The organism is Rhizocola hellebori, assembly GCF_016862955.1.
Classification (GTDB): domain Bacteria; phylum Actinomycetota; class Actinomycetes; order Mycobacteriales; family Micromonosporaceae; genus Rhizocola; species Rhizocola hellebori.
The window spans coordinates 18,742-38,746 of the sequence record NZ_BONY01000027.1 but is presented as its reverse complement, the minus strand read 5'-3'; the positions used below and the strand labels follow the sequence as shown (position 1 = coordinate 38,746).

The window sequence follows — 20,005 nt, the reverse complement described above, 5'->3', positions numbered from 1 at the left end:
TGTGTGCTTCCTCCGGGTCACGTCCTCCCCATGCCCACCCGGGCCGCGGGGATCTTCATCGGCTACGCCGTGCTGGCCGCGGTGGCTGGGTTCGCCGCGGTCGGTTTCGCCATCCCGGCCATGCCGCCCTGCGCGTGGACGACCTGTGGCCAGGTGCCGTGGGCCGCGCTAGGCCTGGGCCTCGCGCTGGCGGTCGCCATAGTCGCCTGGATGCACCGCACCGCCGCGGAGATCCTCGCCGTTCTGGCGGCGGCCGCCTGGCGGCTGGCGCTGCGGGAAGGCCATCCGCCGACCTGGGTCACGGTCAGTTTCGCCCTTCTGGTTTCGGGTGGCGCGATCCTGGCGCTGACCCCCTGGCGCGGCACCTCCGATCGGTTCACGATCTCGGCGTCCTCATCCGCGCAGCAGCCGCCCGCCGAGACCAGATTCACCTGGGTCGCCGCCCGCACCACGGCCACCTCGATAGTGCTGCTGGCGCTCGGCTCGGGCCTGCTGTGGTGGCTGCTGCAATGGCGGCTGCCCTGGTGGTTCGGCTCCGAAGGCGTTTGGGGCGCCTGGGCGGCGGCCGCGATCGGTCTCGGCCTCGGTCTGGGCTGGCGGGCCGTTTCCCTCAACCGGTCGCGTCGCCGGTTCTTCGCCTCGCCGCAGCCGGTCCGACCGGTTCAGGTGGTCGAGCACTCGGCCGGTGTCTACGTTTGGCTGCCCGGGTCGGCGGTGGCCCACATCCCGATCAAAGCTAGATTTCCGGCCAGGCTGGAGATGCAGGACGGCCCGCGCTGGGTCTGGCGCGGAGCGAATGCCGATAGCGGCCGGAAACGACCCGCGTTGCTCTATGGCGATCCGCTCACCACCCGGTGGTGCGCGGTCGTTCTCGACTCCAAACTGCTGGCGCCCTTCGGCTCGATCGAGGCACTGTCCGATCCCCACTCCCAAACCGCCGCCGCTTCCGCCACCGACGATGGCGAGGGCGATGGCCCTGGCGAGGGCGGGCGTGAGCTGGGGTTTGATCCGGCGGACCTGACGGCGGTGGACCGATCGGCAAGCCCTGACCTGCTGCGGACCCATCGCCTCGCCCGGGAGAGGGCCTATGCGTTGGTGCCACTGTCGATCGCGGCGGTGGCCCTCGGCGCGACCATGGTGGGCTTCGTGACGTGCATCGGCGCTTTCCATCCCTCGGTGTCGGTGCTTGTGGCGCTCGGGCTGGCCGGGCTCGGGGCGGAGATCGTGTGGCGGGTGCTGGTGCGGCCCCGGGCGGCCTGGAACGACGAGGGGATCGCTGTGGTCACCGGCCGTGGCGTTCAGCACCTGCCGTGGCGGGACGTGTCCTCCATCGAGCTGGACGAGGGTGTGAAGCTGCGGGCCGAGGGCGCTGACCATGTCATCGCCGTCCATCGGATCAGCCGGTGGCTGGCGCCGGGCGAGCGAAGCCCGCAGCAGCTGGTCGCTGCCCTGCGCGACAGCAAGCGACGAGCCGCGGGCACACCTGCCGCTCACCTGCCTCCACCGCCGCCACTGGACTACCCGCTGCGGTCACCGGTGCTCTGGGTTCTTGCCTCCGGCAGCGCCATCGTGCTGGCGTACGTCCTGCTAGCCATAGCCAACAGTGGCAGGTGATATCGAAGCTGGGCTATTCTTCCGGCGGGAGCACCAACGGCGCACGCGAATTGTCATGTGTCAATTCGTTGAGCGGAGACCCGTCATGTCCTCCAGCAAGTTCCGACTGGCCGCACTCGGCGTGGTCGCTGGCGTCGTTGTCGCGGCTAGCGTCCTGGTCACCGGTGCCAGGGCCGCGCCCCTGGCGGCCTATCCCAACCCGGCTCCGGTCACCGGATCCACCGGGGCGCACGACCCGGCGGTGGTCAAGGCCGGCAACGGCACGTACCTGCTGCTGACGACCGGAAACAACCTGCCCATCCGCACCTCGCGAGACCGGGTCAACTGGCAGAACGCCGGTGTGGTCTGGCCCAATGGGGCCTCCTGGACCACCGCTTACACCAACGGCAGCCGCAACCTTTGGGCCCCAGACATCTCCTTCCGCAATGGCCAGTTCTACCTGTACTACTCCGCATCCACCTTCGGCTCACAGCGATCGGCGATCTTCCTGGCTACCAGCCCGACCGGCGCGGCCGGCAGCTGGACACATCGCGGCCTGGTCATCGAAAGCAGCGGCTCGGTCAACTTCAACGCCATCGACCCGAATCTCGTGGTCGACTCGGCGGGGCAGTGGTGGCTGAGCTTCGGATCCTTCTGGACCGGCATCAAAGCGGTCCGGCTCGACCCGGCCACCGGCATGCGTTCCGCCTCCGATACAGCGATCAGGGCGCTGGCTCAGCGGCAGACCGCGAACGGGGCGATTGAGGCGCCGTTCGTCTACGCCCACGGCGGCTTCTATTACCTGTTCGTGGCTTTCGATCTGTGCTGTCGCGGTGCGACAAGCACCTATCGCGTGATGGTGGGCCGGTCAACTTCGCCGACCGGGCCTTACACGGACCGCGCTGGGACCGCCCTGACTTCCGGTGGGGGGACCGAGATTCTGGCCGGTCACGGCTCGATCCACGGGCCGGGTCATCCCGCGGTCGTTGCCGACAACGGGCAGGATGTTCTGTTCTACCACTACTATGCCGACAACGGCGCGGCCCGGCTGGGGATAAACCTGCTTGGCTGGGACAGCAGTGGTTGGCCTTTCGTTATATAAAAAGGAAGCTCGCTAGCCGACAAATCTAGCGAGCTTCTCATTACACTGCGTGCCATGAGCGAGGAGGTTCGCGAGTTCATCCGGCTGCAGATTGCGATGGGCTTCGACGAGGGCCACGAGATCGCCGTGAACGCGGTGGAGTGTTTTGAAGACGAATACGAAGGCGATGATCTCGAAGGTCTCGTTGCCGCCCTGCTGGAACAGGAGTGGCAGGAGCATCTCCTCGCCCAGCCGCCGGATTCGCACATGTCCGATTGCGACCGGCTCGACCTTGCTTTCGCCGAGCTGGAAAGCACGGGCGTGGTGGCCAGGCAGCACTTCACCTGCTGCCAGACGTGTGGCAATGCCGAGATTGGCGATGAGATCGGGCAAACCCCGGGCGCGCGGGGATACGTCTATTACCACTTCCAGGACACCGAGGGCGCGGTCGAGGGTGGCGGCCTGTGCCTGTGTTACGGCTCAGTGCGCGGAGCGCCCGAGTCGATCGGGCACGAAGTGGTGGAAGCGTTGCAGCGCAACGGTCTTGAGGTGTCGTGGAACGGAGATCTGGCCAAGCGGATCCGGGTCGATCTGCGCTGGCAGCGCCGGCACCTGTGGCTGCGTGCCGAGTGCGCGAGCGGCGAGCTGTATTCCGATCCCTCCGAGAAGACGCTCTTCGAGCTGTTCGGAGATGTGGAAAGGGGTGAGGAGGAGTATTTCGTCCTTACCAAGCCGGGCAGCGCCTCGTCCGAGGTCTTCTCGCAGGTGACTCTCGACGATGACTCGAGATTTGTGGTCGAGTACAGGGCCGGCGACCAAGAACATCACTTCCAGGCGGTGACCTCCGACAAGCGGCTCGCTCACGCGGCGCTTACCGGCTGGGCCTTCGAGCTGGACGGCTGGCGCGACCATCTCACCTGGATGCCGCTGGGTTCAGCCCGACCCCCGGCGAACTGATTGGTCTACGTGAGCAAAGCCGGTTCCTAAGGCAGCTTTCCCGGGTTGAGCAGGCCCCGCGGGTCGTTGTGGGCCGCTGCGGCGCGGATGCCGGGCAGCGCCGGCCCGCCTAGGAGCCAGGTGTGCGGGTCCACGACATGGACTCCCAGCTCCTGCAGGCGGGCGATGCCGTCGTAAAGCGTTGCCGTGTCATGGAATGGGCTAAGCAGAAGCCCGCCGAAACCGCGGCCGCGCCGGGGGGCGGCGGGGTCCGGCGACAGGCGCATCCCGTCCAGGTGAAGCATCGCGCCGGGCAGCGCCTCGCGCACCCGCTGCGGCTGGGTGACGAGCGCCTCCCCGGAGACCTGGAGATGACACAGCTCGGGCCGGGATCGCTTGGCCCGCAGGGTGACATGGTTGAACGACAGGGTGGACAGATAGCCGATCGCGTCCGGGGTCACCGATTCGGCTGTGCCGCCATGGGTTTTGACCAGATCGAGCACCGCCTCCCGGGCCGACACCTCGATCACGGCTCGCAGGCTGTACCGGTCAGCGGGCAGGGCCTCGTCCGGGGGGTAGAGGCCGACCAGCGCCGGGTCGTCCAGCGACACGAGCCGGGCGGCCGGTTCCAGCTCCAATAAAGACTGTCCAACCTGTACGGCGTCGGCGAAGCTGGCGAAGGAAGCGATGACGGCGAGCCATTCCCGGGCCGGGGTGAGCTTTACCGTGGCGGCGGCGATGATCCCGGTCACGCCATAGGCGTGCAGGAATGCGGAACACTGTTCGCCGACCAGGGTCACCGCGGCGGGCCCGGGTGGGCAGGTGACCGTGTCCAGGGCGAGCACGAACCCGTCCCAGAGCCATCCGTTTTCGATCGAGCCGATGCCGCCCGCGCCTCCGGCGAGGAACCCGCCGATGGTGCTGCCGACGGTGGTGGGCTGAATGGCGATCTCCTGTCCCCGGCGGCGGGCCGCCGCCTCCAGGGCGACGAAGGTGGCGCCCGCCTGGGCGTGAATCCAGCCCTGGCCGACATCGAGGACGCTTTCCAGCCCGGTCAGATCGATGACGAGCCCGGCCGCCAGCGGCACGGCCTGCCCGTAGTTGCCCGTCCCGCGCCCGCGCGGGACGATCGGCACGCCGTGTTCGCTGGCGATGCGCACCGCTTCGACCAGCTCGGCGGGCGAGCCCGGGTAGGCCACCACGTCGGCCGGCCGGGCCGGCAGGGCCGCGGTCAGGATCGGGGAGAGGTGGGCGAAGTCGGTGGAGGCGGCACGCCGTGCCGCCTCCACCGTGCTGACCCTTTGCGCACCCAAAGCTTTGATCAGCGCCGCGGTGAGCGAGGCCACGGTCGCCGGCGAGGGCGCCAGCCGGCTCGCCGCGGCGGCCGTCTCGGCCAAGGGTGGCGGTTTCACAGGCCGATGGTGGTATCTATGAACTCGTTGGTCATCAGGTCCTGCGGGGTAAGGCCGCTCTTGACGTCCTTACGCTGGGCGGCGTAGATCGGGCTGACGATGCGGATCACCTTCTGAATCCGTTCCACGTCCATGTCGCCCAGGGTGGTGTTGGCGCCGTTGCTGACGATCTTCAGTTTGAGCTGCTGCTCGACGCTGAAGGCGGCCTGCTCCTTGGGGTAGGCGAAGCCTTTGAACTCGCTGTTGAGCTTGACAATCAGGTCGTTGGTCGCGGCGGCGTTGTGCACGTAGTCGACCTGTGACTTCTGAATGATCGGGACCAGCTTCTTCAGGCAGGCCGCGTGCTCGGCCTTCTTGTCTGCGCGCACGACGATCGCCTCAGGGTAGATCGGATAGCCGGTGTCGTGGATGAGCTGGAACTTGACCGGCTTCTTCCAGTTGGGCAGCGCCTTCTCGTAGATGAACGGCTCGTTGGTCGCGAATCCCTGCTGGGCGATCTTTCCCTGCTCGGCCAGGAAGCGGGTCGGGCTGCCGTCGTAGGCGCCGTCGACCTGGTTGCGCTTGAGAATGCCCGAGCCGAGCAGATAGTCCATGTAGGTCGCGCCGTTGAAGTAGAGCACCTTGGTGTTGGTCTTGCCGATGTCCACGATCGAGTTGAAGCTGGCGTTGGCGGCCGGATCCCACATGATCATGTAGGGGGCGATGTCGAACGGTGCCATCACCGCGATCACGGGCTGCTTGGCGGAAAGCCCGACGGCGTCGTCGGTGGCCACCTGGCCCAGCATGATGGACGGATCGGCGTACATCTGCGCGCCGGCGTTCTGGAAACCGATGGCCGGGCCACCCGCCCGGATCTCCACCTTCACGCCGGTGTCTTTGCCGTCTGCTACAAGGTTTCCCGATACCTTCTTGCTCGCCGCGTCGATGGTGTAGTTCTCGCCGAGCAGATGGTAGAGCGCGCCGTGTTCGGCCTCCGGTGTCCACGCCGCCTGGATGACGACAGTGGCGGGACAGACCGCGGCGAGGTCGAGCCCGCCGCTACCGGGGGTGAGGGTGGGCCCGGCGTTCGTGGCGGGGGGCGCGGTTTGGCACCCCGTCAGCGATAGTGCGGCGGCCAACGCGAAGGCGAGCCTCCGTGTGGTATTCATTTGTTTCCTCCAGGGGAAAGGGGGTTGGGTTCCTGCGACGCGTGCCACGCGGTGACACGGCGCGAGGCCAGGCCGAACAACCAAAAGACGGCCAGACCGAAGAGCGAAGCGAGAATCACCGCGGCGAAGAGCATCTCCGACTGCAAGCGGCGGGGATAGATGTAGATGAGCTGCCCTATGCCGGGCTGTCCCTGCTGGAAGAAGAAATCGCCCACGACCGCGCCGATCACGGCGGCTCCGGCGGAGATGCGCAGGCCGGTGAAGATGGCGGGAAGGGCCGAGGGCAGCTGGAGTTTCCACAGCCGGGTCAGCCGGTTCGCGCCGTGCAATGAGAAAAGCTGGTGCAGTGCGGGATCCACCGACTGCAGGCCGAACAGGGCGTTGGCCACGATGGGGAAAAGCGCGATGAGCACGCAGGTCAGCACCCGGCTTTCGAAGCCGAAGCCGAACCAGTACCCGAAGAGGGGGACCAGGGCCAGGATCGGCACCGTCTGCAACACCACCGCGTAGGGGAACAATGACTTTTCTAGCCAGCGCGCCTGGCTCATCACCGTGGCCAGGCTGAGCCCGATCACCGTGGCCAGGACCAGGCCGGTCAGCGCCACCCGGGCGGAAAGACCAAGCCCGGCAAGCAAGTCCTTGAGGTTCACCGGGTCCAGGAAGGCCACCCGCACCACGGCATCCGGTGGCGGCAGCAGGAAGCGCCGACCCTCGTCGATGACCACGGTGCTGATCAGGTACCAGATAATGATGGCAAGTAAAAAGACACCGGTGGGGGCGACGAAGTCCTTCAGGCGACGGCTCATCACTTACCATCCTCCGAAGTAGACGGTGGCTGCAGCAGCGAGTAGACGCCGGCTGTCGTCTTGGCGAACTCTGGGGTGTAACGGATATCGGGCGGGCGCGGATAGTCGAAGGGCACCGGGACCTCGCCCGCGAAGCGCCCCGGACGGTCGGTCATCACCAGCACCCGCTCGGCCAGGTACACCGCTTCGGAGATGGAGTGGGTCACCAGCAACCCGGCGAACTGGTCGGCCACGAAGAGGGTTTGCACATCGTCGCAAAGCTTGGCGCGGGTGAGCTCGTCGAGCGCGCCGAACGGCTCGTCGAACAACATCAGCTCAGGGCGGGTGATCAGGGTGCGGGCCAATGAGGCTCGCATGCGCATCCCGCCGGACAGGGTGCTCGGGCGGTCCTGCGCGAAGTCGCTGAGACCGACCTTCGCGATCGCTTCCGTGGCCGCCTTCTGCCGGTCGTCGCGGCTCATGCCGCGCAGCTCGCCGATGAGCTCCACGTTCTTTCGCACGCTGCGCCATGGCAGCAAAGTCGGATCCTGGAAGACAAAACCTATGTGGTCACTGGTTTTCGCCACCGAGCCCTCGGTCGGCGCCAGCAATCCGGCGGCCACCTTGAGCAAGGTGCTCTTGCCGCAGCCGGAGGGACCCACGATGGCAACGAACTCGCCCGCCGCAAGGCTGAGCGACACCCCGTCCAATGCGAGCGTTCCGGTCGGATACCGGACGCTGAGATCCTTGATGGTTAACAAGTTGGCCATTCCCTTTGGATAGAGGTGCGGGCCACCACCCGGCCGGCGCTGATGACCAGCCTCTCCGGGTGGGTGGTGGCGAGGGCCTCGCGCAGGCTGCCGGCGCGAATGGCGAGCAGCTCGGCGGGTGAGCCGGGGCTGATCGTCACCGCGGGCAGGCCGAGCACGTGGCGCGCGTGGTCGCTCACCGCCGCATAGGCCTGCTGCGGGCTGTGATGCCCGGCCACGACAAGCAGCGCTGCGGTCTCGAGCGGGTCGGCGCGGCCCATGGGGTTGAAGGGATCCTGCAGGTTGTCCCCGCCCGCAGCGACGACGACGCCTGCTTGGCGCAGCACGGAAAGCGCGGTGAGCCCGCGCGGCGGGGCGAAATCGTGTTGCCTGCCCTGAAGGTAGAGGTTGGTCTGGGGCAGACACACCACGCCGATGCCGGCTTGGGCGACCGTTTCGGCGATGGCGCGGGCCTGCGCTGCGGGCATCATCCCCAGGCTCACGCAGTGGCTCGCCGTGACCTGTTGCTCAAAGCTGCTAGCAAGCACGATTTCAGCAAGCAACGCCAGTGCGCAAGGGTCAGGGTCAAGCCACTCATCTACATGCATATCCGTGGGTACCAAGTGAGCCTGCGCCAGCTCGAGGCAGAACTCGATGCACGCCTTGGGATCGGGGTCAAGCCCCGGGCAGGCGCCGACGGCGTGCGCTCCGGCCGCCATCGCGTCGCGCAGCATCGCCCTGTTCTGAGCACCATCCACTCCGGACAGCGGGGTTCCGGCGAACGCCACGATCTGCGGTGTGACCGGTGTCTTGAGGGCCACCACGGCCTCGAGTGCCCGCAGGCCAATGCCTTCCCCGATGTCGACGTGGCTGCGCACGGCGGTGGCCCCGTGCGCGAGGTAGGCGCGCAGCGCCGCGGTCGCGCGATCCGTGATGTCCTGAGCCGTCAGCGTCGGCCGGTGCCGCAGCCAGCCCTCCACGGCGCCCATCAGGTCACCGGCCGGGTTGGGCACGACGTCGGCCGTGTAGGCCTTGTCCAGGTGAGCGTGTGCCTCGGCCGGGGCGGGCAGCAGCAGGTACCCCTCCAGGTCGAGTGTTTCGTCTCCCGCTTGCGCTCCGACCGCCTCGATGACGTTGCCGCGGAGCAGCACGTTGGTGTGACGGCCGTCTTCGAGGGTCACCCCGCGAAGCAGTAGCGTGCCACTTGCAGACATCACGCGGGCCAACGCAACGGGCGCGCAGCCAGCTCTGCCGGATGCACGACGCGGTAGGTGGTGCCCTCCCAGGCTTCGATCGTGCCCGCGGCCCGGCTGTTGTGGCCGTCGGCCGCGAACTGGACCCCGTTCCACGGCATGATCATCTGGGTGGGGGGAAGCGACTCCTGCCGCAGCGCGGTGCGGATGGCCGCCGTGTCCTGGGAACCGCTGGCGTCCACCGCCACCGCCAGCGCGATGGTCGAGGTGAACGCGGCGGCCGCCGCATCGGTCATGGGGTGGCCGAAGCGCTTTTCGTACAGTTGTGTCACGCCCTGGGCCGCCGGGCTTCGCGTGGCGAACTCGGCAGACCAGGCCACCGAGCGCAGCATCATCGCGCCCGTGGCCGGAGGCTGGGTCAGCTGGCGGAAACCCTTACCCAGGCCCACAACGGGCCGGGACGTCGCCGAAGCGACCGTGCGGATTATCCCCGCAGCGCCGCCGGCCGTGTGCGCCCATGCCACCACCGCTTCCGCACCGCTGGTTTTGAGCTTGGCGATCAGCTCGGCGTTGGCCGAGTCGCCGCCTTGCCACTCATGTTCGAAAACCACTGAGCTTGCCGACCTTTCGGCAGCCTCCTTGACCGCGCTGGACCCGGTGGCGCTGTCGCCGCCCGCCTCGGCCACGAGCGCCACCTTGGGTGCGCCGGCCGGCAGCTCGCGTCGCAGCATGGCGAAGGCGCCCTCGGTGAGCAGCCGATCGCTTGGCCCGGTGCGGAAGTACCAGTCGAGGCCGAGCTCGGTGAGGTAGTCGGCGGTGCCGCTCGCGTCGAGCAGGGGCACCCGCAGTCGCTGCATCTCGCTTGCGGTGGCTGCCGCCACCTGTGCGGAGTCGGCCACGATGACTCCCACCGGGTGCCGTTGGGTAACCATATCGATGGACTGGCGGGCCGCCTCTTCGGGATTGCCGCGTGTGTCGACGCTGACGAGAGTGAGCTTGGCGCCGTTGAGACGCGGAAGCCCTATGCCGGGCCCAAGCAGGACAGGCAGTTTGCTGTGGTCGTCGTTGACCACTTCAACGGCTAGCTGTGCCCCCCGAACCGCGTCGTCACCGGCCTTGGCGTCGCCGCCGGTGGTCGCGGACAGCACCCCTATGGCCAGGGCCGGCGGTGTCTTGTCCGCTGCTGTGCAACCAGAAAGGACGACAGATGTCGCGCCCAGAACTAGCGCCAAGCGATACATAGTTATATACATAAGTTTACAACGATTGCTCTCGGGGTCGTGCACCGGAGTATCTTGTCGTGCCGAGCTGCTAGTTTCAACCCCTGGAGTCGGTTGTGGAATGTTGCGTTGAACTCTTGCCGTGGCCCGACTTGCTGCGCAATTCGTCCCCGGGTTAGATGTACCCGGCGACTATTATCGCTTACTTAAATTTTTGCAAGCTTGGTGGTGCGGTCAGGTGGGCAATGGTGATGTTCAGGTGACGCGACGAAGTCGTCATCAGAGGACAGCTGTCGCTTCACACCGCCGACCTTCAGCAATGCGAATGCGTGACTGGCGGGTCGCGCTGAAACTGGCAGCCGTGCTAACCGTCCCGCTGGTGGGCTTTCTCGTGGTGGCCGGGGTGCAGGTCACCTCGTCGGTCGGCACGGCGTCGAGCCTGGACAGGTTCGCCAAGCAGGTCGCGCTGGGCCGCGAGGTCACCGCGCTGGTGCACGACCTGCAACGCGAGCGCGATCGTTCGGCGGGTATGCTCGCCGCGCTGGGCGCGCGTGAGGGCAGCACCGACCGTGACGTCGCGGGTCTCGCTCCGGAGTGGACGGCCGTTGACCGTGCGGTGGAAGCGTTTCGGCGCGCCGCCTCACCACTGCTCGACGACCAGACGGTGGCGCAGGCCTATACGCAGGCCGACGCCACGCTGGGGGAGCTGAAGCAGCTGCGCGCGGGGGCGGGCCAGGGCTGGCTGCGCACGCAGGCCGCTTTCGACGCGTACACCAAAATGATCGCGAGCTTGCAGGCGCTGCTTCCGGCGCCGGTGCAGGTCGGTGGCGACGCCAACGTGGCGCGCATCGTTCGCGGCTTCACCAACCTTGCCTTGGCCAAGGAGCTGACCGCCCAGATTCGCGGCCACCTCTATATCGTCTGTCTCAGCGGCGCCTTTGACCCAGGCGAGTCGGAGCGCATCGCCGATGTGAGGGCAGAGTCACTGGCTGCGATCGACCGGTTTCGGAAAGACGCGGATCAGGCACAGCTCAAGCGGTTTGACGACGCGGTCACCGGTCAGGCGGTAAGCAATGCGGGCCGTCTACTTCAGACGATCATCTCCAACGCGGGCGCTGAAGCTCTCGGCGTTGACGCGCAACAGTGGTGGCTGGCCAGCACGACGCAGCTTGAGCTGATGCGCGAGGTCGAGCAGAGCCTGCTGACCAACGCCACCGATGTCGTGGAAGGCGCGAGCGGTGAGCAGTGGGGCAGCACCGTCGCCGGCTCGCTGGCCACCTTGGCGTTGCTGGCCATCGCGGTGGTGACGTCGGTGGCGATCGGACGCCGGATGGTGTTCTCCCTTCGCAGTTTGCGCGAGCAAGCGCTGCAAATTGCGCATCATCAGCTGCCTTCGGTCATCGGGCAGCTGCGTGCCATGCCCACCAAGGCGCCTCCTCTTCGAGTGGAACCCATTGTCGTGCGGGTGCACGACGAGGTCGGTGAGGTCGCGGAGGCCTTCACCGCTGTGCACCGCAGCGCGGTAAGGCTTGCCGCGGAACAGGCCAATATGAGACGCAACGTTAACGAAATCTTCATCAAGCTCGCCCGGCGAAGCCAAGCGCTGGTGGAAAGGCAGCTTCGGCTGCTGGACACCATGGAGTCCGCCGAGACCGATCCCGACCGGCTTTCCAACCTGTTCAGTCTCGACCACCTGGCGACCCGGCTAAGGCGAAACGACGAGAACCTGCTCGTGCTCGCCGATGGCGGCACCACCCGAGGCATGGGCCAGCCGGTCGACCTGAACACGGTGGCGCTGGCGGCAACGGCGGAAATCGAGCGCTACACAATGGTCCAGACCGAGATTGTCGACAGTGTCTACATCGCGGGGTACGCGGTCACCGACCTCGTTCACCTTGTAGCAGAATTGCTCGAGAATGCCGTGTCGTTCTCCCCGCCCGACACCACCGTCACCCTGAGGGCAGAGTCCACTGCGGAGGGTGGAGCTGAAATCGTCATAGTCGACACCGGTATCGGCATGTCGCCCACCGCGCTCGTCGAAGCCAACCGGCAGCTCGCCTCACCGGCGAGCATCGATGTGTCGACGGCCGAGCTGATGGGCCACGTCGTGGTCGGGCACCTCGCGAAGCGGCACAACATCGCGGTGACGCTCAGCGCCAGCAGCGTTGGCGCCCATAGCCATGGCCGTCCTGGCGTGACCGCACGGGTGAGCCTTCCGGCGGCGCTGGTCACCGACGCCCCCGCGGCTTCCACCGAAGGCAGCGACGCCCCTGAGCCCGGCCGTTTCGTGCGTGCCGGAAACAAGTCGGCCGCATCGAAATCGGCCACTGCCAAACCAGCCGTATCCGGCAACGGCCGGGCACCCAGGCGGGTCGCCAGCGTGCTGCGCCAGCGTGACACGGCTGGAACGAGCGTTTGGTGGTCCAAGGATGCGGCTGGCGAGCCGGGCGATCACCCAGCCGCGCCACCGGAACCGGCCCGCGCGGAGAGCATCGGCGTGACCTCGTCCGGTCTGCCCAAACGCAATCGAGCCGCGGCCAGGGCGATGGTCATGGTCGAAGTGGTCGAGACGGCCGAGGCAGCGGAGCTGAACCCCGAGGACACCGCATCCATCCTGTCGAATCTCTACGCCGGCGTTCGCCGCGCTGACAGTGAAGACACCGCACCAGTCACGTGAACCAAACCACCGGAGGAAAGATCGTGAACATCAGCAAGGCGGCAAGCGACTTCACCTGGCTGCTCAACGGCTTCGCGGAACGCGTCGCCGGGGTGGTGCACGCGGTGGTCGTTTCCTCCGACGGTCTGCTCGTGGCGGCGTCCGAACACCTTCCGCGCGACAGCGCTGACCGGTTCGCCGCAGTGACTTCCAGCCTGGTCAGTGTGGTCAAGAGCGCAGCGCACATGTTCGACAGCGATCAGGTCCGCCAGACCGTGGTCGAGATGGGCCGAGGCTATCTGCTCGTGATGTCGATCCGCGACGGTTCGTGCCTGGCCTGCCTGGCCACCCATGGCGCTGAGATCGGCGTGGTCGGCTACGAGATGGCCAAGCTGGCCAAGCAGGCTGGCGAGGCACTCACCCCTGCGCTGCGCGCCGAGCTGCAAAAGCCATTCGTGCCAAGCGCCGCCCGCTGATAGGTAATAGTCTGTGGCGGTGCAAGCACCCCCCGCTCCGCTGCTGCTCGTGCTTGACGGAAACAGCCTGCTCCATCGCGCCTACCACGCCGCCTCCACCGAGCCCCTCTGGGATCCCGCCGGACGCCCGGTGTGGGCGCTCAAAGGCCTGGTCAGCTACATCGCTCGGGCTGCGGCGCACCTGCGTCCCGATGCGGTGATGGTCGGCTTCGACTGCCCCGACCACTCTGCGCGCAAGGCTGACTACCCAGAGTACAAAGCACATCGGGCGGAAAAGCCTGTCGATCTCGCGTCGCAAATCGTTGACGCGCCGCAGCTTCTCCAAGCCACCGGCATCTGCACGGTGGTTCCGCCTTCCTATGAGGCCGACGACGTTCTCGCCAGCGGCGCCGAGCACGCCCGCCGCCACGGATGGCGCAGCGTGCTGATGACCAGCGACCGCGATGCGTTCGCCCTGATCGACCAGTCGACCTCGGTGCTGCGCGTGCGCAACGGAGGCTTCGACGAGGCGGTGCTCGTCGACCCCGCGGGCCTTGCCGACCTCTGCGGCGTGGAACCTTGGCAGTACAGGGATTTCGCCGCCCTTCGCGGTGACCCGTCGGACAATCTGCGCGGCGTGCATCACTTCGGCTCCACCACCGCCGCCCGCCTCCTCGCCGCGTTCGGCTCGGTGGAGGCCGCCTTCGCAGCCATCGACCGCGGCGACGGCCAAACCGTCCGCGATGTCGTGGGCGAGCGTGCCACCGAGCAGCTGGGCACCCCGGCCATGCGCGAAAATGTCGCCCGCAACCGGCGGATCATGCGCATGCGCACCGACCTGCCGTTGCCAGAGCTCGACACCGCCCGGCTTCCCCTCGACCTGGCGCACATGAGACGCGTCCTGTCCGCCCGCGGCATCAACCTCGGTCCCTCGCTGTGGGCCATCACCGGCGGCGCGCCTCCGCCCAGTCGCGATCAGCGTCACCAGGACACCAGGCCCTGGATGGTCCGCCCCCGCCGCCGGGGCCGCTACGACCCCATCCCGGGCCAGCTGACCCTGTTCTGACCTCCCTGCAGCTGTCCGGATCGTCTAAAGTGGGCCTTCGTGATCTCCGAGGCTGACGCGGCCGAGCGTGCCGAACGGGTGCGGCGTTACTACGACAACAACGCCGCCGCTTTCGAGCGGCTCGGCCAGGGCGGGGCATCGATCCATCGCGCGGTCTGGGGCCCCGGGGTGACCACGCGCAAGGCGTCGTTCCACCACGTCGACGAGCTCATTCTGCAAGCCCTTCCGCCCGGCGTCGCCAAGCCCACCGTGGTGGACCTCGGCTGCGGGCTGGGCGCGAGCCTGCTCTATCTGGCCAGCCAGATCGACCTTGAGGGCGAGGGCATCACGATCAGCCCGCTGCAGGCGGCGCGCGCCGCGACGCTGATTGCCGAGGCCGGGGCCGGCTCACGCGTGCGCTGTCGGGAGGGCAACTACCTGTCGCTGCCCGACGACCTGGCCGGGCGGGCTCATCTCACCTTCTCCATCGAGGCGTTCCTGCACAGCCCCGACGCCGGCCGCTACTTCGCGCAAGCGGCTCGCTCCCTGCGCCCCGGTGGCACCCTCGTCATCTGCGACGACTTTCTCACCTCCGCCGCCGTGCCCTCATCGTCGCGTTCGGCCCGTTGGCTTGACGAATTCCGGACCGGCTGGCACGCCACCTCACTGCTCACCGTGGATCAGGTGCGCGAGCTGGCTGCGGAGCACGGCCTGGCCCTGGTTCGCGATCTGGACCTGACGTCGGGGCTCGAGTTGCGCCGCCCCCGCGACCGCTGGATCAGCGCGCTGCTGGCCGTGGGCCGGGTGTTTCGGCCGTCCGGCGAATACTGGCGGTCGCTGGTCGGCGGCAACGCCCTTCAGCACGCGCTGACCCGCGGGCTGCTCAGCTACCGCTTCCTCGAGCTGCGCCGCGATCTCTGAGCGCGCCCTTTCACTGCCACTTGAGCTTCTCCAGCACGTGTACAAGATCGGCTTTGGTTGGATAGCCTCGGTCGGGAGTCGCCTCGTAAACGATCCATGAGCTGCCCCGAGGTTCGTACCAGAGGAAGCGCCAGGCTCTGCCATCGCTCTGCGGCGCAAGCCAGCCGCTGACCGGGCCGAAGCTGGCCGGCTCGCCGCCGATGACGGGTGGCGGGTCGGCGAACACGCCGCGTCCCCAAAAACTGACGCCAGTGAGTTCGATGGGCGGCGAATACGAGTTCTGGGTCTGGAACCTGCCATAGAACTCCGCATAGGCATCGTCGACGGATTGATAGCCCCACTCGAAGATGAGGCCCAGCCCCTCGGTGAATCCGACCGGCAGCTCCGCGCGGCTGTAAATAGGCCGGAACTGTCGGCTCACCGCATCCCTGATCAGATCGAGTGGGATCGTTCCATCGAGCTGTACCTTCGCCGTTGCCAGGCGGCCTGGGCCGCTGGCCCCGGGACCCGAGGTGGCGCAACCGGAAGTGGTGCCCAGATCTCCGATAAGCCTTATGGTGTACGACCCGTCGGTATGCGAGGACACCACGGTCGGGTTGTCCAGGAACGTGCATGGAGGAAGCCTCGTCGCGTAGACGGTCAGCTCGGCGCCGTCGACGTAGCCGAACTCCCAGGCGAAGGCGGACGGCGTGGCCGCCGGTGGCGCCGGCCGATGCGCTTTGGCGAGCTGGAGCGGGATAGCCACGGCGACCGCGAGGGCGACCGCGGCCACGACACCGGTCGCGGCGAAGCCGGCCCGGCGGCGCTTGACACGGTCACGGATGGCCGAAAGCGGTGGCTGGGCAACAGATGCGGGAATGTCCCGGGTGGCCTCGTCGAGGAGGTCTCGCAGGTTCGCCGATGTCATGACGCTGCCCCCTCCAGGACAAAGGATCTCAGGCTCGGGTGCTGGCGCAGAGCGGCCAGCGCACGGGCGGTGTAGGACTTGACCGTGCCAAGGCTGATGCCGAGCGCGTCGGCGGTGGCGGCCTCGGTCAGATCGGCATGGAAGCGCAGCATGAGCACGGCGCGCTGCTGATGGGGCAACGAAAGCAGCGCGTCGCGGACCACCTGCTGCAGCTCGGCTCGGGCGTGCTCGTCGACCCCGGCGCTCTCGGCGATGGTCGCCGACGGGATCTCCGCCCGCCAGCGCCGCCGCCACCAGGTGAGGAAGGTCGTGGCGAGCATCGCGCGCAGATAGGCGTCGGGGGAGTCGGCGCCAATGCGGGACCAGCGGCCATAAGCCCTTGCCAGGACCGCCTGCACCAGGTCCTCCGCCCTATGCCAGTCCCCTGTCAGCAGCCAGGCCGAGCGCACAAGCCTCGGCCACGCCGCTACGACATAAGCATCGAAATCTTCCACTGCAGACCTCCTCGGCTCATCAACAACCGCAGGCCGGCAAATGGTTGCCAACGATCAGCCCAGGTTTCCTGGAGTGCCTCACACGATCATGGACTCCGGATTCGCGGCGTCCCATCTTCTGCGTGACTCCGCTACCGCCGCCATGTTCGCCAGTGACCAGTCCGCCAGTTGCTGGACCAGATGGGTCAGGCTCCTGCCGCGATCGGTCAGCTGGTAGGTCACGGTCACCGGGACGGTGGGGAAGGCGGTGCGAAGCACGAGCCCGTCACGTTCCAGGCGGCGCAGGGTCAGGGTGAGCATCCGCTGCGAGATGCCGTGGATGCCGCGCTGAATCTCGCGGAAGCGGCGGGTCCCGGGCGACAGCTCGGCGATGACCAACACCGACCACTTGTCGCCGATGCGGTCAAGGACCTCGCGAATTCCGCAGTTTCGATGCTCGGGCAGCCCGCATGGCTGCAGCGCAGTGGTTACCGCCGTGTGCCCTGATGACACTGAAGTGCCTCCTTGTCCGCGCCCGTCGTGGTTCCTGAAGATGAGGCTAGTTCCTAATCAGAACCACTTGAAGGGCTCAGCCATGCTGCTCGTCACCGGCGCCTCGGGAAACCTCGGCGCGCTTGTCCATGCCGGACTGGTCGAAAAGGGCCTCGCCCCGCTAGCCGGAACCCGCACACCCGCAAGGTTCGCGGCGCTTGGGCGAATGCTTGACTTCGATGATCCAGCGACGCTGGACCTGTCAGGAGTGCAGACCCTGCTTCTCATCTCGGCCGGCTACGGCGAGGACGATGTGGTCATCGCCCGGCACCACCGGGTCATCTCCGCCGCTGAGCAGGCGGGCGTTCGCCACGTGATCTACACCAGCCTCACCGGCGCGGGCGATCATTTGGCCTTCGCCCTTGCTCACCGCTGGACCGAGCAGCGCCTGCAACGCAGCTCGATGACCTGGACCATCCTGCGCAACGGGCTCTACGCCGAGCTGTTCGGCCTGCTCGCCGCGCCGATAGACGGGGTGATCACGGCGCCTTTCGGCGACGGGGCGCTGGCCGCGGTAACCAGGCAGGATCTCGCCGACGCTGCTGTTGCGGTGGCAGCAGCGCCACAGGCCCACCTGAATCGCTGCTACGAACTGGTCGGATCGGTGGCCCTGACCGCCGCTGAGCTGGCCGCCGCGCTTGACGTGCCTTATAAGCCGGTGGCCTTGGCCGATCAGCGGCGGGCGCTGGCGCACGCCAATCTGCTGCCCTTCCAGCCCCCCATGGTGATGTCGATGTACTCCGCGGTGGCGGCCGGATTCCTTGGCAGCGTTGACGGAGACCTTGCCACACTGCTTGCCCGCGCACCGCGGCCCGCATTGCCGGTCGCGGTGGCGGCTTCCCAATAAGGCTAGCGTCGCGCGAACGTGGGCTGGCCTTGTGTCAGCCCACTACCGTCATCGATGTGTTCGCGGAGGTGGGTCTGTATGTCCGTCCTGATCGGACGGTCGAGCTCTACCTGATCGGCACCTGGGCGGTGACCGAATCCTGGTCTCCTTCTGCGATGCGCAACGTGAACTGGAACTGCCACTGTCCGCGGGCTGTCAACGAGATCGTCCCCACCGCGTGATTCTCGCTGAGCTCCAACACCGGCACGCTCACCGGGTCGATCCCAGCTGCGGGCAGTGACGCGGTCACCTTCCATTCTTCGACCCTCACCGGGCGGCCGGCGGGCGTGAACGCGTACAGGTGAACAATGTTCTCGCCGGTCTTGGCCGGGCTGATATCTACCTGCAGCTGAAACTTCGTTGTCTGCAAGGTTTTGCTGTAGGCCTGCTCCTGCATAGGCGAGGGCGATGTCTGCGCCAGCTGGGTGGTTACCTTCTGGTGAATCGACCTGAGGATCAGGTAGCCAACGCCGAGGCATACCACCAGTGCCAGAGCCGCAGCGCCCGCGACGATGCCGATTATCAGCCCAGTCCGTGAGCGAGCAGGCGGCATGCCCGCGGGCGCATAGGGTGGCGTCGGTCGCGACATGGCACTCCGTCCATTTCGGTCAGCAGCCGGTGGATATCGGCCGCGTATCGAGAATATATCGAGCTATTTCATAGCGTCGGGGCCAGCCCGCGGGCGTGGAAAGCGGGGACGAATCACCAGAGAGGGAACCATGTTCCGACGTACGTTGACGGTCGTCGCGGTCGTCACGGTGGCATTAGCGGGCCAGCTGACCGCCGCCAGCGGCGCTTACGCCGCAAGCAGCACGGCCGGCACCTACACCGGCATCGACGGCTACCCGCTGCGGCAGCTGCCGACCTCATGCATCACCACACCGCAGGCGGGCACGGTCTACCTGCACGACATGGTGCTCGCCGGCGCGGGCGGGCGTCATCTCGGCTACACCAACTGCAGCGAAAGCACCTCCTACCACCGGGAGAGCCGCGCCTGGGACTGGGGGATGAACGCTTCCGACGGGTTCGAAGCGGCCCGGGTCAACGAAGTCCTGACCTGGCTGCTGTCCACTGACGAGCGCGGCAACGCACATGCCAACGCGCGCCGGCTGGGCATCGGCGAAATCATCTGGAACCGCCGCATCATCTCGCTGTGGTCTTCCACCAGCAACAAGAACTGGGTGTCCTACGGCGGGTCCAACCCACACACCGACCACGTCCACTTCTCCATGTCGTGGGCGGGCGCGCGCAAGGAGACCAGCTTCTTCCGGTCACGCAACTCCACCCCGCTGTTCGCTCTCTCCGACTCGCTGAGCTCGAACGCCAACACGTTGCCCTTCTTCTATTACGGGTTCGGCGCTTCCGAGGTGATCACGGGCGACTGGGACAGCTACCTCGGTGACGGGATCGGGCTCTACGATCCGACCACCTGGACGTTCTACCTGCGCAACTGTCCGTGCACCGGTGGTAACGCCGATGTGGTGGTGCGCTTGGGCAACTTCGGCGACAAGCCGATCGCCGGGGACTGGGACGGCGACGGCCGCGACGACATCGGCGTCTACCGGCCCAGCAACCAGACCTTCTATTTCCACATGCTCGACGGTGATCCGGCTCCTGCGCCTATCCGGTACGGGGACGCAGGTGACCTGCCGATCATCGGCGACTGGAATGGTGACGGCCGCGACGACATCGGTGTCTACCGTCCCAGCAACATCACCTTCTACAAGATCACAGGTGGCGCTGTGCCGTTCGGCAACTTCGGCGACATCCCGATCGTCGGCGACTGGATCACCGACGGCATCGCCGAGATCGGTGTCTACCGTCCCTCGAACAGCACGTTCTACTTCCTGACGGTGTCGGACACCAGGACGGTGACCCGCGTCCAGCCCTACGGCGACCCGGGGGCCATCCCGGTCATCGGGGACTGGAACGGCAACGGCCAGGACACCCAGGGGGTCATCTTCCTTTAGGTTCCCCGTGCCTTGAGGATCCT

Annotated in this window: 19 protein-coding genes; 9 read left to right on the top strand and 10 right to left on the bottom strand. The window is 67.2% G+C overall.

Translation table 11 applies throughout. The features are described 5' to 3' along the window. Positions 1 to 30: 30 nt before the first annotated feature. From Rhe02_RS22305 to Rhe02_RS22295, 3 genes are all read left to right on the top strand, one after another. The gene (locus tag Rhe02_RS22305; protein ID WP_203910256.1) at positions 31 to 1,614 is read left to right on the top strand and encodes a PH domain-containing protein; all 1,584 of its coding nucleotides are present in this window, start codon (positions 31 to 33) and stop codon (positions 1,612 to 1,614) included. An 85-nt stretch (positions 1,615 to 1,699) separates the two neighbouring features. Next, entirely contained in the window at positions 1,700 to 2,695 is a 996-nt protein-coding gene (locus tag Rhe02_RS22300) for an arabinan endo-1,5-alpha-L-arabinosidase (protein WP_239123983.1), read from the top strand. Between the two features lie 54 nt (positions 2,696 to 2,749). After that, positions 2,750 to 3,631 (top strand): DUF6891 domain-containing protein, encoded by an 882-nt coding sequence (locus Rhe02_RS22295; protein WP_203910254.1) that lies wholly within the window; start codon positions 2,750 to 2,752, stop codon positions 3,629 to 3,631. Between the two features lie 26 nt (positions 3,632 to 3,657). Here the strand turns inward: Rhe02_RS22295 and Rhe02_RS22290 are convergent, their stop codons facing one another. The 6 genes from Rhe02_RS22290 to Rhe02_RS22265 are packed head-to-tail and all read right to left on the bottom strand — an operon-like array spanning position 3,658 to position 10,129. Beyond that, a complete protein-coding gene (locus tag Rhe02_RS22290; protein ID WP_203910253.1) occupies positions 3,658 to 5,022 on the bottom strand; it encodes an FAD-binding oxidoreductase in 1,365 nt (454 codons plus the stop codon). Beyond that, positions 5,019 to 6,170, bottom strand: a complete 1,152-nt coding sequence (locus tag Rhe02_RS22285; protein ID WP_203910252.1) for a substrate-binding domain-containing protein — start codon at positions 6,168 to 6,170, stop codon at positions 5,019 to 5,021. The genes Rhe02_RS22290 and Rhe02_RS22285 overlap by 4 nt, the downstream gene beginning before the upstream one ends. After that, the gene (locus Rhe02_RS22280) at positions 6,167 to 6,976 is read right to left on the bottom strand and encodes an ABC transporter permease (protein ID WP_203910251.1); all 810 of its coding nucleotides are present in this window, start codon (positions 6,974 to 6,976) and stop codon (positions 6,167 to 6,169) included. The genes Rhe02_RS22285 and Rhe02_RS22280 overlap by 4 nt, the downstream gene beginning before the upstream one ends. Then, a complete protein-coding gene (locus Rhe02_RS22275) occupies positions 6,976 to 7,725 on the bottom strand; it encodes an ABC transporter ATP-binding protein (RefSeq protein ID WP_203910250.1) in 750 nt (249 codons plus the stop codon). The genes Rhe02_RS22280 and Rhe02_RS22275 overlap by 1 nt, the downstream gene beginning before the upstream one ends. Beyond that, on the bottom strand, positions 7,710 to 8,918 hold the full coding sequence (locus tag Rhe02_RS22270) for an amidohydrolase family protein (RefSeq protein ID WP_239123991.1): 1,209 nt from the start codon (positions 8,916 to 8,918) through the stop codon (positions 7,710 to 7,712). Before Rhe02_RS22270 ends, Rhe02_RS22275 begins: the two co-directional genes overlap by 16 nt. Continuing rightward, positions 8,918 to 10,129 (bottom strand): ABC transporter substrate-binding protein, encoded by a 1,212-nt coding sequence (locus Rhe02_RS22265; RefSeq protein ID WP_203910248.1) that lies wholly within the window; start codon positions 10,127 to 10,129, stop codon positions 8,918 to 8,920. Before Rhe02_RS22265 ends, Rhe02_RS22270 begins: the two co-directional genes overlap by 1 nt. Before the next feature lie 313 nt (positions 10,130 to 10,442). Here Rhe02_RS22265 and Rhe02_RS22260 point away from each other — a divergent pair, with 313 nt between their 5' ends. From Rhe02_RS22260 to Rhe02_RS22245, 4 genes are read left to right on the top strand one after another with little or no spacing between them, the layout of a single operon-like run. After that, positions 10,443 to 12,794, top strand: coding sequence for a sensor histidine kinase (locus tag Rhe02_RS22260; protein WP_203910247.1), 2,352 nt, complete (start codon positions 10,443 to 10,445; stop codon positions 12,792 to 12,794). A gap of 23 nt (positions 12,795 to 12,817) precedes the next feature. After that, positions 12,818 to 13,249, top strand: coding sequence for a roadblock/LC7 domain-containing protein (locus tag Rhe02_RS22255; RefSeq protein WP_444544526.1), 432 nt, complete (start codon positions 12,818 to 12,820; stop codon positions 13,247 to 13,249). Positions 13,250 to 13,268: 19 nt separating this feature from the next. Then, complete coding sequence (locus Rhe02_RS22250) at positions 13,269 to 14,294, top strand: 5'-3' exonuclease (protein ID WP_203910246.1); 1,026 nt, start codon at positions 13,269 to 13,271, stop codon at positions 14,292 to 14,294. Between the two features lie 39 nt (positions 14,295 to 14,333). Then, a complete protein-coding gene (locus Rhe02_RS22245) occupies positions 14,334 to 15,194 on the top strand; it encodes an SAM-dependent methyltransferase (RefSeq protein ID WP_203910245.1) in 861 nt (286 codons plus the stop codon). A gap of 10 nt (positions 15,195 to 15,204) precedes the next feature. Here the strand turns inward: Rhe02_RS22245 and Rhe02_RS22240 are convergent, their stop codons facing one another. The 3 genes from Rhe02_RS22240 to Rhe02_RS22230 all read right to left on the bottom strand — a co-directional run bounded on the left by Rhe02_RS22240 (position 15,205) and on the right by Rhe02_RS22230 (position 17,087). Further along, positions 15,205 to 16,101 carry a hypothetical protein gene (locus tag Rhe02_RS22240; RefSeq protein ID WP_203910244.1) on the bottom strand — a complete coding sequence of 299 codons (897 nt, stop codon included), beginning with the start codon at positions 16,099 to 16,101 and terminating at the stop codon, positions 15,205 to 15,207. Beyond that, positions 16,098 to 16,595, bottom strand: coding sequence for a SigE family RNA polymerase sigma factor (locus Rhe02_RS22235; protein WP_203910243.1), 498 nt, complete (start codon positions 16,593 to 16,595; stop codon positions 16,098 to 16,100). Before Rhe02_RS22235 ends, Rhe02_RS22240 begins: the two co-directional genes overlap by 4 nt. A gap of 78 nt (positions 16,596 to 16,673) precedes the next feature. Then, positions 16,674 to 17,087 carry a winged helix-turn-helix transcriptional regulator gene (locus Rhe02_RS22230; RefSeq protein ID WP_203910242.1) on the bottom strand — a complete coding sequence of 138 codons (414 nt, stop codon included), beginning with the start codon at positions 17,085 to 17,087 and terminating at the stop codon, positions 16,674 to 16,676. A gap of 40 nt (positions 17,088 to 17,127) precedes the next feature. Here Rhe02_RS22230 and Rhe02_RS22225 point away from each other — a divergent pair, with 40 nt between their 5' ends. Beyond that, positions 17,128 to 17,973: an NAD(P)H-binding protein gene (locus Rhe02_RS22225; protein ID WP_203910241.1), complete on the top strand. Its 846-nt coding sequence runs from the start codon at positions 17,128 to 17,130 to the stop codon at positions 17,971 to 17,973. 106 nt (positions 17,974 to 18,079) lie between these two features. On the opposite strand, the gene Rhe02_RS22220 is transcribed toward Rhe02_RS22225, so the two are convergent. Further along, entirely contained in the window at positions 18,080 to 18,601 is a 522-nt protein-coding gene (locus Rhe02_RS22220; protein ID WP_203910240.1) for a hypothetical protein, read from the bottom strand. A 130-nt stretch (positions 18,602 to 18,731) separates the two neighbouring features. Here Rhe02_RS22220 and Rhe02_RS22215 point away from each other — a divergent pair, with 130 nt between their 5' ends. Then, a complete protein-coding gene (locus Rhe02_RS22215; protein WP_203910239.1) occupies positions 18,732 to 19,982 on the top strand; it encodes a VldE C-terminal domain-containing protein in 1,251 nt (416 codons plus the stop codon). Positions 19,983 to 20,005: the final 23 nt, after the last annotated feature.

Coding starts and splice junctions, on each gene's coding strand:
- Rhe02_RS22300 (WP_239123983.1), top strand. CDS start 1,700: ATGTCCTCCAGCAAGTTCCGACTGGCCGCACTCGGCGTGGTCGCTGGC.
- Rhe02_RS22225 (WP_203910241.1), top strand. CDS start 17,128: ATGAGGCTAGTTCCTAATCAGAACCACTTGAAGGGCTCAGCCATGCTG.
- Rhe02_RS22280 (WP_203910251.1), bottom strand. CDS start 6,976: ATGAGCCGTCGCCTGAAGGACTTCGTCGCCCCCACCGGTGTCTTTTTA.
- Rhe02_RS22295 (WP_203910254.1), top strand. CDS start 2,750: ATGAGCGAGGAGGTTCGCGAGTTCATCCGGCTGCAGATTGCGATGGGC.
- Rhe02_RS22240 (WP_203910244.1), bottom strand. CDS start 16,101: ATGACATCGGCGAACCTGCGAGACCTCCTCGACGAGGCCACCCGGGAC.
- Rhe02_RS22305 (WP_203910256.1), top strand. CDS start 31: ATGCCCACCCGGGCCGCGGGGATCTTCATCGGCTACGCCGTGCTGGCC.
- Rhe02_RS22275 (WP_203910250.1), bottom strand. CDS start 7,725: ATGGCCAACTTGTTAACCATCAAGGATCTCAGCGTCCGGTATCCGACC.
- Rhe02_RS22220 (WP_203910240.1), bottom strand. CDS start 18,601: ATGTCGCGACCGACGCCACCCTATGCGCCCGCGGGCATGCCGCCTGCT.
- Rhe02_RS22270 (WP_239123991.1), bottom strand. CDS start 8,918: ATGTCTGCAAGTGGCACGCTACTGCTTCGCGGGGTGACCCTCGAAGAC.
- Rhe02_RS22215 (WP_203910239.1), top strand. CDS start 18,732: ATGTTCCGACGTACGTTGACGGTCGTCGCGGTCGTCACGGTGGCATTA.
- Rhe02_RS22285 (WP_203910252.1), bottom strand. CDS start 6,170: ATGAATACCACACGGAGGCTCGCCTTCGCGTTGGCCGCCGCACTATCG.
- Rhe02_RS22260 (WP_203910247.1), top strand. CDS start 10,443: ATGCGTGACTGGCGGGTCGCGCTGAAACTGGCAGCCGTGCTAACCGTC.